The following is a 13,934-nucleotide window of genomic DNA, read 5'->3' as shown; positions in this document are numbered from 1 at the left end:
GCTGTCAGGGTGTCCGACGGGCGGATAGAGAGAAAAGGCTTGCATATAATGTAAACCCCCTTTAAAATTGCGCGTTTACAGAATTTATTTTTCTTCCAGGAGATTCCAATATGGCAAACAGCGCACAAGCACGCAAACGTGCCCGCCAGTCCGTCAAACAACGCGCCCACAACGCTAGCCTGCGTACCGCATTCCGCACTGCAGTGAAAAAAGTATTGAAAGCAGTCGAAGCAGGCGATAAAGCTGCCGCACAAGCGGTTTACCAAGAGTCCGTCAAAGTCATCGACCGCATCGCCGACAAGGGCGTGTTCCATAAAAACAAAGCGGCTCGCCACAAAAGCCGTTTGTCTGCAAAAGTAAAAGCACTGGCTTGATTTTTGCAAAACCGCCAAGGCGGTTGATACGCGATAAGCGGAAAACCCTGAAGCCCGACGGTTTCGGGGTTTTCTGTATTGCGGGGACAAAATCCCGAAATGGCGGAAAGGGTGCGGTTTTTTATCCGAATCCGCTATAAAATGCCGTCTGAAAACCAATATGCCGACAATGGGGGTGGAGATGAATATACGGAATATGCGCTATATCCTTTTGACAGGACTGTTGCCGACGGCATCCGCTTTTGGAGAGACCGCGCTGCAATGCGCCGCTTTGACGGACAATGTTACGCGTTTGGCGTGTTACGACAGGATTTTTGCGGCACAGCTTCCGTCTTCGGCAGTGCAGGAAGGGCGGGAGTCGAAAGCCGTACTCAATCTTACGGAAACCGTCCGCAGCAGTCTGGATAAGGGCGAGGCGGTCATTGTTGTTGAAAAAGGCGGGGATGCGCTTCCTGCCGACAGTGCGGGCGAAACCGCCGACATCTATACGCCTTTGAGCCTGATGTACGACTTGGACAAAAACGACCCGCGCGGGCTGTTGGGCGTACGCGAACACAATCCGATGTACCTTATGCCGGTTTGGTACAACAGTTCGCCCAACTATGCTCCGGATTCGCCGACGCGCGGTACGACTGTACAGGAAAAATTCGGACAGCAGAAACGTGCGGAAACCAAATTGCAGGTTTCGTTTAAAAGCAAAATTGCCGAAGATTTGTTTAAAACCCGCGCGGATCTGTGGTTCGGTTATACGCAGAAATCAGACTGGCAGATTTACAACCAAGGCAGGAAATCCGCGCCGTTCCGCAATACGGATTATAAACCCGAAATTTTCCTGACCCAGCCTGTGAAGGCAGATTTGCCGTTCGGTGGCAGGCTGCGTATGCTCGGTGCGGGTTTTGTCCACCAGTCCAACGGGCAGAGCCGTCCCGAATCGCGTTCGTGGAACAGAATTTACGCCGTGGCGGGGATGGAGTGGGGCAAATTGACGGTGATTCCGCGCGTGTGGGTGCGTGCGTTCGATCAGGGCGGCGATAAAAACGACAATCCCGATATTGCCGACTATATGGGGTATGGCGACGTGAAGCTGCAGTACCGCCTGAACGACAGGCAGAATGTGTATTCCGTATTGCGCTACAACCCCAAAACGGGCTACGGCGCGATTGAAGCCGCCTACACGTTTCCGATTAAGGGCAAACTCAAAGGCGTGGTACGCGGATTTCACGGTTACGGCGAGAGCCTGATCGACTACAACCACAAGCAGAACGGTATCGGTATCGGGTTGATGTTCAACGACTGGGACGGCATCTGAGCCGCGTGTTCAGACGGCATATCAAGTTGCCGTGCCGTCTGAAGCCGCCGGCGGTTTGGCGGGGCGGGATAAAAAATTCGTTTGAATCCGGGCAAACGCGTATAATGTGCGGTTTGTACGGACTTTGTCGGAATCAAGCAAGATGACGGAACCTGCGGCCGAAGGCGGCAAAGCTGCCAAGGCGTTAAAAAAATATCTGATTACGGGCATTTTGGTCTGGCTGCCGATTGCGGTAACGGTTTGGGTGATTTCCTATATCGTTTCCGCGTCCGACCAGCTCGTCAACCTGCTGCCGAAGCAATGGCGGCCGCAATATGTTTTGGGCTTCAATATCCCGGGGCTGGGCGTTATTGTTGCCATTGCCGTATTGTTTGTAACCGGATTATTTGCCGCCAATGTATTGGGTCGGCAGATTCTTGCCGCGTGGGACAGCCTGTTGGGGCGGATTCCGGTTGTCAAATCCATCTATTCGAGTGTGAAAAAAGTATCCGAGTCCCTGCTTTCCGACAGCAGCCGTTCGTTTAAAACACCGGTACTCGTGCCGTTTCCCCAACCCGGTATTTGGACGATCGCATTCGTGTCCGGGCAGGTGTCGAACGCGGTTAAGGCCGCATTGCCGCATGATGGCGATTATCTTTCCGTGTATGTTCCGACCACGCCCAACCCGACCGGTGGTTACTATATTATGGTAAAGAAAAGCGATGTGCGCGAACTCGATATGAGCGTGGACGAAGCGTTGAAATATGTGATTTCGCTGGGTATGGTCATCCCTGACGACCTGCCCGTCAAAACATTGGCAGGACCTATGCCGTCTGAAAAGGCGGATTTGCCCGAACAACAATAAAGCCGCCGTTCAGACGGCATTTTCTGTTTTCAGTTTAAATCAATAAAAGGTGATTTTATGCGTACCAACTATTGCGGTCTGATTAGCGAGCAATACTTAGACCAAACCGTTACCGTCAAAGGCTGGGTACACCGCCGGCGCGACCATGGCGGTGTGATTTTTATCGACCTGCGCGACCGCGAAGGCATCGTCCAAGTCGTGATCGATCCCGACACGCCCGAAGCGTTTGCCGCTGCCGACTCTTCCCGCAACGAATACGTTTTGAGCATTACCGGCCGCGTACGCAACCGTCCCGAAGGCACGACCAACGACAAAATGATTTCCGGCAAAATCGAAATTCTTGCCAAAGAAATCGAAGTGTTGAACGCTGCCGCTACGCCTCCGTTCCAAATCGACGACGAAAACATCAGCGAAAACGTGCGCCTGACCAACCGCGTTATCGACCTGCGCCGCCCTGTGATGCAGCGCAACCTGCGCCTGCGTTACCAAGTCGCTATGGGCGTTCGCCGCTATTTGGACGCACAAGGCTTCATCGACATCGAAACCCCGATGCTGACCCGCTCCACGCCTGAAGGCGCGCGCGACTACCTCGTGCCGAGCCGCGTTCATCCGGGCGAGTTTTTCGCGCTGCCTCAATCGCCGCAATTATTCAAACAACTGTTGATGGTGGCGGGTTTCGACCGTTACTACCAAATCACCAAGTGCTTCCGTGACGAAGACTTGCGTGCCGACCGTCAGCCTGAATTTACTCAAATCGACTTGGAAACCTCGTTCTTGAACGAGGATGAAATCATGGACATCACCGAAGGCATGGCCAAACAAGTCTTCAAAGATGCTTTAAACGTAGATTTAGGCGACTTCCCGCGTATGCCTTACGCCGAAGCCATGTTCTACTACGGCTCTGACAAACCGGATATGCGTATCAACTTGAAATTTACCGAGTTGACCGACCTGATGAAAACGGAAGAATTCAAAGTCTTCCGTGGCGCGGCAGATATGAAAGGCGGCCGTGTAGTCGCCCTGCGCGTACCGAACGGCGCAAAATTCAGCCGCAAAGAAATCGACGAATACACCAAATTTGTCGGCATCTACGGCGCGAAAGGTCTGGCATACATCAAAGTAAACGATGTGAGCAACCTCTCCAACGGCGAAGACAGCGGCCTGCAATCTCCAATCGTGAAATTCCTGTCCGAAAATGCCCTGAAAGAAATCATCGAGCGTACTGGCGCACAAAACGGCGATATTATCTTCTTCGGCGCAGACAAAGCCAAAGTCGTGAACGAAGCCATCGGCGCATTGCGTATTAAAGTCGGCTTGGAACACGGCAAAGATAACGGCTACTTCGTAGACGAATGGAAACCTTTGTGGGTTGTCGACTTCCCGATGTTCGAATACGACGAAGAAGCCGACCGCTACGTAGCCGTACACCATCCGTTTACCGCGCCTAAAGAAGGTCATGAAGACCTGATGGTTTCCGACCCTGCAAACTGTCTGGCCCGTGCCTACGATATGGTATTGAACGGCTGGGAAATCGGTGGCGGCTCTATCCGTATCCACCGTGCAGACGTGCAAGAGAAAGTGTTTGCCGCGCTGAAAATCAGCCCTGAAGAGCAACAAGAGAAATTCGGCTTCCTCTTGGACAACCTGAAATTCGGTGCGCCTCCTCACGGCGGCCTTGCATTCGGCCTCGACCGTCTGGTTACCCTGATGACCGGTGCAGAATCTATCCGCGACGTGATTGCCTTCCCGAAAACACAACGTGCACAATGCCTGCTGACCAACGCGCCCAACAGCGTGGACGACAAGCAGTTGCGTGAATTGAGCCTGCGCCTGCGCCCAAAGGCGGCAGAAACCAAAGAAGCATAAGGAAAACAGAGCCGTTTGACGGCTCTGTTTTTTTTCAGACGGCATTTACGCTTCTTAACTTCCCTCTAATTCAAACCTAATTTTGCTGTGTTTTAATGGCGGTATTGAAAAACACATCTTGTTCAATCAACCGATAAAAAAAGGACTGAAAATGAAAAAATTGTTATTGGCTGCCGTTGTTTCCCTGAGTGCCGCAACCGCATTTGCCGGCGACTCTGCCGAGCGTCAGATTTACGGCGATCCCCATTTTGAACAAAACCGCACAAAAGCCGTAAAAATGTTGGAACAGCGCGGTTATCAGGTTCACGATGTCGATGCCGACGGCCATTGGGGCAAACCTGTTTTGGAAGTGGAAGCCTATAAAGACGGTCGCGAATACGACATCGTGTTGTCTTACCCCGACCTGAAAATCATCAAAGAGCAGCTCGATCGCTGACTCCTTTGATAGAAAGATGAACCAAAATGCCGTCTGAAGCGTTCAGACGGCATTTTGTTTTCCGGTGGGGAGACAGGTTTAGAACAGCGAATCAAACGGTTCGGAAGCAGTGTTTTTAAAAGTTTCAGTTTCTGCCTGCGGTACGGATTCGGTAACCGGTTCGACATCGGCCGGCGGCAGGGTGGGAATGGGATGGACGATTTGAACCGGCGGTTGTTCGGCAGCTTGGGCAACCGGCTGTTCGACAGGATCAACCCGAGTAGTTTGGACGGGTGCCTCAGCTTGGCTGTATGAGGAAGAACCCTGTATCCACGCCAGCGATTTGAGCGGCATCTTCATCTTACCGTTTTTGCCGCAGGTCAGGCAGACGGGCGCGCCGGTACGTGCTTTAAGTACGGCATCGATTTTATCGGATGCGATGGTTTTGCCCTGTGTTTTTGCCCATTGCCCGATGCTTTTTTTCAGGGAGGCGGTGTCAAGGTTGTTTTTGCCGTAGGGGTCGCGAAAAGCGGCAAGCCACAAATTATGTTCCGCATCTTCGTTAAGGCCCGCCATTTGATAAATGACTGAAGCCGGCGAGCCGCTGGCGATAGTTTTGGCAAACTCGAGCGCGTCGGGCGATTTCATGCGGACGCAGCCGTGACTCCGAACCCCGGGGACGCTGGCCGGCGCATTGGTTCCGTGTATGCCCAAACCGAGTTTCGGGTCGCCTAAGCGGACAAAAACTGGCCCCAAAGGGTTGTCCGGGCCGGCGGCTATGGTTTTTACGCCGTCGCCACGTTCTTTCTGTATGGATTTGGGGATGTGCCAAACAGGGTTATAGGCTTTCGCCCCGATTTTATGTTCGCCTAGATTGGTTTGCGTCATCGCCCGACCTACTGCAACGGGATAAACCTTGGTCAGTTTGCCGTCGGTGTAGAGAAACAGGCGTTGTTGAGGGATGTTGATGAAGACATGTTGACCTTGCGCAATAGGGGAAACATCGGGAATAACTGTATGCGCGTATGAAAAACTGGTTATAGACAGTACGGCGGTGAGGCAGATTGTTTTATTCATATCAAAATGTAGTGTGCGTTCGATGGTGTTTTGGCAAATCATACCTGAAACCGTGCGGTTTTGTGCGAAAATATGCGTTTCGGTACAGTACGGACGGATTTGGGAGTGGAGACGGAAGTAAATGTCGCGGAAATTTCCGCCTTGGATTATGAAGGCAGGGGTGTGGCAAAGGTTGGCGGCAAAACGGTTTTTATTAAAGGGGCATTGCCGTCTGAAAGGGTTGGTTTTCGGATTGTCAGACAGAAAAAGCAGTTTGACGAAGCGGAGGCGGTGGCGATATTCAAAGTTTCAGATGAGCGTACCGTCCCGCAGTGCCGTTATTTTGAACGCTGCGGCGGTTGTTCCCTGCAACATATTTCCCCGGCGGCGCAGGTGGCGTTCAAACAAAGGATGATGGAAGAGCAGCTCGAGCGTATCGGCAAGGTCAGGCCGCAGCAGATATTGCCGCCGATTTACGGACATGTATGGCATTATCGGGACAGGGCGCGGTTCAGTGTGTCATTAGACAAACTATGCCGTCTGAAACTGGGGTTTCAGGCAAAGAAAACGAATGATGTGGTGGATATTTCGTCATGTATGCTTCTTCCGAAGCCGGTTTCGGACAAACTGTCCGCCATCAGGGGGCTTTTGCAGGATTTGGCGGAAGAGGGAAGTGTTGCCCGGTTTGCCGAGTTTTATCGCGGCAGTGAAATCACCGTATTGAACATCGCGTTCAAAAGCAAACTTCGGCAGAACGAAGAAAACCGGATTCGGCAGTGGTTTGATTCGGAATTGTCGGACGGCTGGCAGGTTTGGCTGCAAATCGAAGGGGGTGTATCGCAACCGTTTTATCCCAAAACAGACAAAACATTAAAATATACATTACCTGAATTCGGCATCGAAATGCCGTTCCGGCCGGGAGATTTTACACAAATCAATACCGATACCAACCGGCTGATGGTTTCACGCGCCGTAAAAATGCTCGACATACGGCGGGGCGAAAGGATTGCCGACCTGTTTTGCGGTTTGGGCAATTTCAGTCTGCCGATGGCAAAAAGCGGGGCGGATGTCGTCGGCATCGAAGGTGCGGAAAACCTGGTCAGGCGCGCCCGGCAAAATGCACGGTTGAACGGTTGCGACGGACAGACGGATTTTATTGCCGCCAACCTCTTTGATTGCACCGAAAAGACAGTCGCCTCTTGGGGAAGGTTTGACAAAATGCTGATAGATCCTCCCAGAAGCGGTGCGTATGAAGTCGTCAAATCGCTGCATACACCCTACCTTCCGCAAAAAATCGTTTATGTATCCTGCAACCCTTCCACTTTGGCACGGGATGCGGGCGTGTTGGTTGAAAAAGGCTATATACTCGGCCGGGCAGGGATAATGAATATGTTTGCCCAGACATCCCATACCGAGTCTGTCGCCGTATTCGATTTGTTGCCGCAAACAGGAAAATAACTTTTTGAAAATCAAAGGAAAAGAATAATTAAGGAAGGGGGTGCAAACAGATAGTGCCCGACAAATACATTTAAACGTATAAAACATAAAGGGCCATATGGCAAGGCTTGTGCAGAAGGCATATTGTCAAACGTTAAATTATGGTATGATTTGAAACTTACAAGTCTATTTCGGTAAATCGTTAATAATAAAAGCGGACAATTGCCGTTGCAGGCAGTCGGCCATCCGCTCGTTACGGTATCGGGAGTATCCTTTGGAAAACTCATTAATTATCGGTCTGGCACTGGCGGTATTGCTGGTGCTTTTGGTTATGCGTGCGAAGCAGGGTAAGAAAACACCGAAGCGCAAATCCCAAGGTGTCGGCAATACGCAGGGGCAGTCGCCCGGAAGCAATGATTCGGACTGGGTCGATCAGGTTGACCAATCGGTTTCAGACGGCACGCAGACGGGATTTTCTTGGAATGAGAGTGCCGAGACCGCATCTGCGGCAGTATCCGCGCAAGAAGTCGATCCGCTGACGGAATATCAGGTTTATAAGCAGTTCGGTTATCAGGGCAAGGCTGCCGAGTCTTTGGCTGCCTATCTGGACGGCATTCCGGATGGTGAAGCGAAACCTGAAAACCTTATCCGCGAGCTGCTCGATATCAATCTCGAAGTGGGGGATGTCGATGTTTTGGCAGACAATTTGCAAAAATACGGCAAACTGATTCCTTCCGAACTTTTGGCAAAATATATCGAACAGGCATTACAGCGCGATTCAAACCATTTGCGTATCCGCGTCTTGGCGGAAGAAGGTTTGGGATGGGGCATTCAGGAGATTGAAAAACGTGCGGAAGGCGGTTCTGCGACGGCAGCTTCCGCATCGCCCCCGCCGGATGCCGGCGGTAAGGCTTATGGAGCCGAAGAAATCAAGCGCATCCCGATTGTGCGGGGCAAAAAAGACGTGTCCGGAATCAGCCAAGAGGAAATCGGTGCGATTGCCGGTCTGGTCCGCGCCGATCAAGGTGCGAAAATCCTTAAAGACAAAGTCAGCTACGAAACGGCATCGAAACAATACGACCGTGCCATCCAAACTTCCGAAAAACCTGCAAACCTGATTATCGATGCGTTGAAACTCGATTACCAACACGCGGACATAGACCGTTTTGCCGGACATTTGTGGAAGCTTTACCAAACATTGGGCAACTATGGCAGGCAGGTTAAAGAGCGGATGCTGGGTTGGGGGTACAGCTTGGGGTACCATGAAGTTTTCGATGATTTGGAAAAGGGGCCGAACGACCAGCAAATCAAAGACATCGGTATGGGGCACGGGTATCTTCCGAAAAATATACAGAAATTCAAAGCGCAACATCGGGATTTGGTGCTTCAAGATTCTTCGTTGATCAACACCGGTTCGTCTCCGGCAGATGATGCGGTTAAAGAAGTAGAATCTTTGCTGATGTATGGTCAACTGGATGCGGCAATGGATGTGTTGGAGCAGGCGGTATTGAAATATCCCGATGAGTCCCAGCTTTATATTACGTTGATCGATATTTACGAACGTACTGAAGATTGGGATAGGTTGGGGCAGTTTTTAAGGGTATTGAGGGAACGTGCGGACAGGCTTCCTGAAGAGGTCGTTATGCTGATGAGCCGGCTGCTGCAGCGTATGAATCAAAATATAAAAAAATAAAACGGTACGGAAAATAAAAATGGAAGTTCAACTGCCGAAAATTAAAACAGTACGCGTAATGTTGGCGGGGATGACGGCGCAGCAGGAATCCGTTTTCAAAATGGCATTCAAAATGCACAATACCACCCGTTATGAAACGGTATCCCCTTCAGACGGCAGTGTCGTGCCCGATTTGGTTTTGGCGGATACCGATGCCGAGGGCGGTTTTGAACTTTGGAAAGAGCTTGCCGAGCGTTATAAGGATATACCCGTCGCCGTCTGTTCGGAGAAAGTTCCCGATTCTGAAGTTCCCTACCTGCCCAAACCGATTCGGTTTGAAACATTGTTTCCTATGCTCCGCAAGTTGTTGCAGGGCGAGAATGTTTATGGGAAATCGTTTATTGCACCCGCAGACCGGTCGGCGAAAAACAACGGGAATGTGCAGCGTACGGTTACGATACGCCGGTTTAACCCGAATAAAGGATTATTGGGGGCGTTGCGGTTTGCGGAAAAGAACAGGCGGGACATCGCTATCTTGCATGGAAATAAGCCGGTCCTTATTGTTTTCCCCTCGATACAACGGGTTTTGCTGACAGAAAGTGTGCAAAAACTCGAAGAATTGTGCAAAGACGAAAATTTGCAGGTCAGTTGCAAGACTGTTCCCGATAACCCGCAATGGCGCGAAAAGGCTAAAGTAGGCATTATGTCCTGTATGTGGCAATTTTCCATTTGGACGGCGCAGGGCAGGTTGATTTATCCGATTTCTCCCGATACTCCGTTTACGTTGAAATCTTGGCCAAACCTGACCCGGTTGGCAAATGTGCCAGGGTCGATACGCTTGTCGGCATTTCTGACCAAGGCATCCGTCAACCTTAATGTGTTGTATAAAGTGATGCCTTTAAACCTCAATGATATTCTGAATTATCTTGCGGCAACCTATACAACCGGGTTTTTGTCGGTAGATTTAAAAACGGTTTCACAACAGGCATACTCCGATATGGCGGATAAAATAAATATCGGGGCCGATTCTGCCTCTGATAGTGAAATGGTGAAAAAAGCGGAAAAAATCACGACCCCATCCCAATCCCAGCCGCGCGGCCTTCTGCAAAGGCTGATGAAAAAACTGTTGGGCAGCTAAGAGGCGGAGAGATGAGAGAAAATAAAATTATTTTCACAGGACCTGTCGGCGTAGGGAAAACCACCGCCATTGCGGCTATTTCGGACGAAGCACCCGTCCAGACCGATGCTTCCGCATCCGATATGACTTTGGATAGGAAAAGGAATACGACAGTGGCGATGGACTACGGGGTCATCAGCTTGGATGAGGATACCAAAGTTCATTTATATGGTACGCCCGGTCAGGAACGGTTTAACTTTATGTGGGAAATCTTAAGCCAAGGCAGTATGGGTTTGGTCTTGCTTTTAGATAATGCCCGAACCAACCCGTTGAAAGATTTGGAATTCTTTTTACATTCGTTTCGAGGGCTGCTGGAGAAGGCACCTGTCGTTGTCGGTATTACCAAGATGGATATACGCTCTCAGCCCGGTATCGACGTGTATCACAAATATCTTGCAAAACATAATCTTAATGTTCCGGTTTTTGAAATTGATGCCCGTAAGGAAGATGACGTAAAGCAATTGGTTAGCGCAATGTTATTTTCTATTGATCCGGGACTGGAGGTTTAATATGGAATCAACACTTTCACTACAAGCAAATTTATATCCCCGCCTGACTCCTGCCGGTGCATTTTATGCCGTATCCAGCGATACCCCCAGTGCCGGTAAAACCTTGTTGCACAGCTTGTTGAAAGCGGATGCGGACGAAGTGGTCAGCAGTGAGAAGCTGCTCGCCTGGGCGGACACCGCCGACATCGATACCGCTTTGAACCTGTTGTACCGTTTGCAAAAACTCGAATTCCTTTATGGCGATGAAAACGGTCATTCAGACGGCATCAATCTGTCGGACGAGCAATTGCCGCTGTTGATGGAGCAGTTGTCCGGCAGTGGTAAGGCATTATTGGTCGATCGGAACGGCCTGTATCTTGCCAATGCCAATTTCCATCATGAGGCGGCTGAAGAGTTGGGGTTGCTGGCGGCAGAAGTTGCACAGATGGAAAAGAAACACCGGCTGCTGATTAAGAACAACCTGTATATCAACAATAACGCTTGGGGCGTTTGCGACCCTTCCGGTCAGAGCGAATTGACATTTTTCCCATTGTATATCGGTTCAACCAAATTTATTTTGGTCATCGGCGGTATTCCGGACTTGAGCAAAGAGGCATTTGTTACTTTGGTCAGGATTTTATACCGCCGTTACAGTAACCGTGTGTAAAACTTGGGATAGGAGGGTTTATGCAGCAATTATTAATTTCGGTTTTGGAAGACTTGAACAACACATCTCCGGATATTGTCGCATCTGCCGTTATCTCAACCGACGGATTGCCGATGGCGACAATGCTTCCTTCACATTTGAATTCGGACAGGGTAGGGGCGATTTCTGCCACTTTGCTTGCTTTAGGCAGCCGTTCGGTGCAGGAACTCGCCTGCGGAGAATTGGAACAAGTGATGATTAAAGGAAAATCAGGCTATATCCTTTTAAGTCAGGCGGGTAAAGATGCCGTGTTGGTGCTGATGGCAAAAGAAACCGGCAAACTTGGTTTAATCCTATTGGATGCCAAACGGGCGGCAAGACATATTGCAGAAAGTATATAAGGGTTGTACATTCAAAGGCGGAGTACAATCAGTTGTAAATATATGTTGACATAGTCTGCATTTTAAATTAATATTTAAAGCTATTCCCCGATAGCTCAGTCGGTAGAGCGACGGACTGTTAATCCGCAGGTCCCTGGTTCGAGCCCAGGTCGGGGAGCCAAATTCCAAAACCCTCTAGGTATTTTCTTAGAGGGTTTTGTTTTTGTCAGAGAATCCGGTACGGCATTCTTTTATGGAGGGAAAGTTGTTACCCAATCAAGGCGGATTTTAGAATACGTAGAGAAGCAATGCGGCACGGTTCTTAAGTATTTGTGGATAAAATATCCCGATTCTGCCGTGTTGAGGCATGGTGGGAATAGGGGGAAATGGTATGCACTAATCGGGAGGATTGCCAAAAGCCGTTTGGGTTTGCAGGGGATGGAGGGGTAACATCCATTAATGTGAAGAGTAATCCTGATATGGTTTCCGTTTTGAGGTGGGGAGAAAATTTTTTACCTGCATACCATATGAACAAGCAGCATTGGGTCGGTATCGTGTTGGATTATGGTGCGGAAACGGATGAAATATTGACGCTGTTGGATTGGAGCTATGATTTGATGGGGAAATAAAAATGCCGTTTGGACTTGACTGCACCCTATAAGTTGGGGCAGTGCAAGTTCAGACGGCATTTTATCGTGGGTCGGCAGAAATCAGAACAAGGCGGTGAAACTGCAAACTGTACAGCAATGCGGTAACCTGTTAATTCACTATATTTTTGTTCGTTCAGGCGCGGCGTTCTTTGCACATCAGTTTCGCATCCAGCCAGCCGTCGCCGCCGGAGATGATATTTTTAGAAACGAAGTTGTCCAAGTCGGGCAGCAGGGAAACGGCGCGACCGCTGTTGATGATGACAACCACCACCATCGGTTTGTCGCCCAGCCAATAACCTGCAAGGGCGCGGACATTGTTGAGCGTGCCGGTTTTTAAACGCAACAGACCGCCGCTTTGTTTGAAGCGGTTGCGTAAAGTCCCGTCTGTGCCGGCGATAGGGAGCGTGTCGATGAAATCTTGTGCAAACGGGCTGAAATAAGCCGTTTCCAACATTTGAGCCATCATTCTCGCCGTTACCCTTTCTTTTCTGGACAGACCCGAACCGTTTTCCAAAACCAAATCCGCAACATCGATGCCCGACACGGCAAGTTCTCGCCGGACGGCAGACGCTGCCTGTTCGGAAACGGCGGGCAGTTTGCCGTCGCCGCCGAGTTTGAGGAAGACGGAACGCGCAATCAGATTGTCCGAACGCTTGTTCATGTCCGTCAAAATTTCCTTCATCGGTTTGGCGTGTGCAAGGGCAAGCGTCTGCGCGCCTTCCGGCGTGTCGGCTATGCCGATGCCGTCTGAAATCCGTCCGCCGCCGAGCAGCCAGTGGTTGGTAAAACTTTGCCGGATCAGTTCGTCAAGCGCGAACATCCGGACACCGACAGGCTTGCCCAAACAGCTTTCGGGAATATTGCCGCGCAATTTCAGCGTATTGTCCGAAAAAGATGCACGCATCAGTTTTTTGACCGAAGGGCAGGCAGCTTGGGAGGCGGTAATTTTCAAGTTGTTTTGGGCAAAAATATGCGGCAAAGGCGGATCGGTAAGGATGTCGGTACTGCCAGCGGCATTGCGTTCGGCGCGCACCATAACCATACCGGCAGACAGCATAGTCGGATTTGGGGGCGTCATAAACGGCGAACCGCCGTCAGCTTCAAAATGGTCGGGACTGCCGACTTCGCCCCACAGCTTGTGGTCGAGTATCAGGTGTCCCGTGATATTGCGTATGCCTTTGTCGCGCAACTGGCGTTGGACGGCAAGCAGGTTTTCCTGATCGAAAACGGGGTCGCCGCTGCCTACCCAGTACAAATCGCCATCGAGCGTGCCGTTACTCACTTTGCCGTTGCTTTTAAACTCGGTCGCCCAGCGGTAATTGCTGCCGAAGGTTTTGAAGGCGGCAAACGCGGTAACGAGTTTCATCGTGGACGCGGGATTGACGGGGACATCCGCGCGATGGTCGATGACGACCCTGCCGCTGCCGAGTTCTTGGACATATACGGCGATTTCGTTTTGCGGAATGCGGCCGGTATCGAGCGCGTGTGCGGCGAGGGAGGCGAGAAGCAGCAGCAGGGAGGCCGCTGTTTTGGGGAAATTCATAGGTGAATCTGTTACATAAAAAAAGCAATTATAAGGCAAAGCCGGATAAGTGGGAACGCTGGGGCGGCGGTCCGGCT

General features: G+C 50.6%; 14 protein-coding genes and 1 tRNA gene. 13 read left to right on the top strand and 2 right to left on the bottom strand.

Features of this window, described 5'->3' with window-relative positions; translation table 11 throughout:
* Positions 1 to 110: 110 nt before the first annotated feature.
* The 5 genes from rpsT (at position 111) to ACNAU7_RS03175 (ending at position 4,829) form a co-directional block, all read left to right on the top strand.
* Complete coding sequence (gene rpsT, locus ACNAU7_RS03195; protein WP_002212556.1) at positions 111 to 374, top strand: 30S ribosomal protein S20; 264 nt, start codon at positions 111 to 113, stop codon at positions 372 to 374.
* Positions 375 to 534: 160 nt separating this feature from the next.
* The gene (locus tag ACNAU7_RS03190; protein WP_416300626.1) at positions 535 to 1,683 is read left to right on the top strand and encodes a phospholipase A; all 1,149 of its coding nucleotides are present in this window, start codon (positions 535 to 537) and stop codon (positions 1,681 to 1,683) included.
* Between the two features lie 142 nt (positions 1,684 to 1,825).
* On the top strand, positions 1,826 to 2,527 hold the full coding sequence (locus tag ACNAU7_RS03185) for a DUF502 domain-containing protein (RefSeq protein WP_416300624.1): 702 nt from the start codon (positions 1,826 to 1,828) through the stop codon (positions 2,525 to 2,527).
* Positions 2,528 to 2,584: 57 nt separating this feature from the next.
* A complete protein-coding gene (aspS, locus tag ACNAU7_RS03180) occupies positions 2,585 to 4,393 on the top strand; it encodes an aspartate--tRNA ligase (RefSeq protein WP_416300622.1) in 1,809 nt (602 codons plus the stop codon).
* Between the two features lie 151 nt (positions 4,394 to 4,544).
* Positions 4,545 to 4,829 (top strand): PepSY domain-containing protein, encoded by a 285-nt coding sequence (locus ACNAU7_RS03175; protein ID WP_416300620.1) that lies wholly within the window; start codon positions 4,545 to 4,547, stop codon positions 4,827 to 4,829.
* A gap of 78 nt (positions 4,830 to 4,907) precedes the next feature.
* On the opposite strand, the gene ACNAU7_RS03170 is transcribed toward ACNAU7_RS03175, so the two are convergent.
* Positions 4,908 to 5,927, bottom strand: coding sequence for a L,D-transpeptidase (locus ACNAU7_RS03170; RefSeq protein WP_416300618.1), 1,020 nt, complete (start codon positions 5,925 to 5,927; stop codon positions 4,908 to 4,910).
* Positions 5,928 to 5,957: 30 nt separating this feature from the next.
* Here ACNAU7_RS03170 and rlmD point away from each other — a divergent pair, with 30 nt between their 5' ends.
* The 8 genes from rlmD (at position 5,958) to ACNAU7_RS03130 (ending at position 12,293) form a co-directional block, all read left to right on the top strand.
* Positions 5,958 to 7,322, top strand: coding sequence for a 23S rRNA (uracil(1939)-C(5))-methyltransferase RlmD (gene rlmD, locus ACNAU7_RS03165; protein WP_416300616.1), 1,365 nt, complete (start codon positions 5,958 to 5,960; stop codon positions 7,320 to 7,322).
* A 253-nt stretch (positions 7,323 to 7,575) separates the two neighbouring features.
* Positions 7,576 to 8,994 carry a tetratricopeptide repeat protein gene (locus tag ACNAU7_RS03160; protein WP_416300614.1) on the top strand — a complete coding sequence of 473 codons (1,419 nt, stop codon included), beginning with the start codon at positions 7,576 to 7,578 and terminating at the stop codon, positions 8,992 to 8,994.
* A gap of 19 nt (positions 8,995 to 9,013) precedes the next feature.
* Complete coding sequence (locus ACNAU7_RS03155) at positions 9,014 to 10,111, top strand: response regulator (protein ID WP_115178068.1); 1,098 nt, start codon at positions 9,014 to 9,016, stop codon at positions 10,109 to 10,111.
* Between the two features lie 11 nt (positions 10,112 to 10,122).
* Positions 10,123 to 10,659, top strand: a complete 537-nt coding sequence (locus tag ACNAU7_RS03150; RefSeq protein ID WP_003710372.1) for a GTP-binding protein — start codon at positions 10,123 to 10,125, stop codon at positions 10,657 to 10,659.
* Position 10,660: 1 nt separating this feature from the next.
* The gene (locus tag ACNAU7_RS03145; protein ID WP_003710371.1) at positions 10,661 to 11,305 is read left to right on the top strand and encodes a hypothetical protein; all 645 of its coding nucleotides are present in this window, start codon (positions 10,661 to 10,663) and stop codon (positions 11,303 to 11,305) included.
* Positions 11,306 to 11,325: 20 nt separating this feature from the next.
* Entirely contained in the window at positions 11,326 to 11,685 is a 360-nt protein-coding gene (locus ACNAU7_RS03140) for a roadblock/LC7 domain-containing protein (RefSeq protein ID WP_019272530.1), read from the top strand.
* 84 nt (positions 11,686 to 11,769) lie between these two features.
* Positions 11,770 to 11,845: transfer RNA gene (locus tag ACNAU7_RS03135), tRNA-Asn, on the top strand.
* A gap of 205 nt (positions 11,846 to 12,050) precedes the next feature.
* Positions 12,051 to 12,293: an MmcQ/YjbR family DNA-binding protein gene (locus ACNAU7_RS03130; RefSeq protein WP_416300610.1), complete on the top strand. Its 243-nt coding sequence runs from the start codon at positions 12,051 to 12,053 to the stop codon at positions 12,291 to 12,293.
* A 154-nt stretch (positions 12,294 to 12,447) separates the two neighbouring features.
* On the opposite strand, the gene dacB is transcribed toward ACNAU7_RS03130, so the two are convergent.
* Positions 12,448 to 13,857, bottom strand: coding sequence for a D-alanyl-D-alanine carboxypeptidase/D-alanyl-D-alanine-endopeptidase (gene dacB / locus ACNAU7_RS03125; RefSeq protein ID WP_416300608.1), 1,410 nt, complete (start codon positions 13,855 to 13,857; stop codon positions 12,448 to 12,450).
* Positions 13,858 to 13,934 lie beyond the last annotated feature (77 nt).

The sequence above is a fragment of the Neisseria sp. LACPHL-SPEC-2024-00856 genome (assembly GCF_047915665.1).
GTDB lineage: Bacteria > Pseudomonadota > Gammaproteobacteria > Burkholderiales > Neisseriaceae > Neisseria > Neisseria polysaccharea.
Note: the sequence above shows the minus strand (reverse complement) of the source record. Positions and strands in the feature narration are given on the sequence as shown.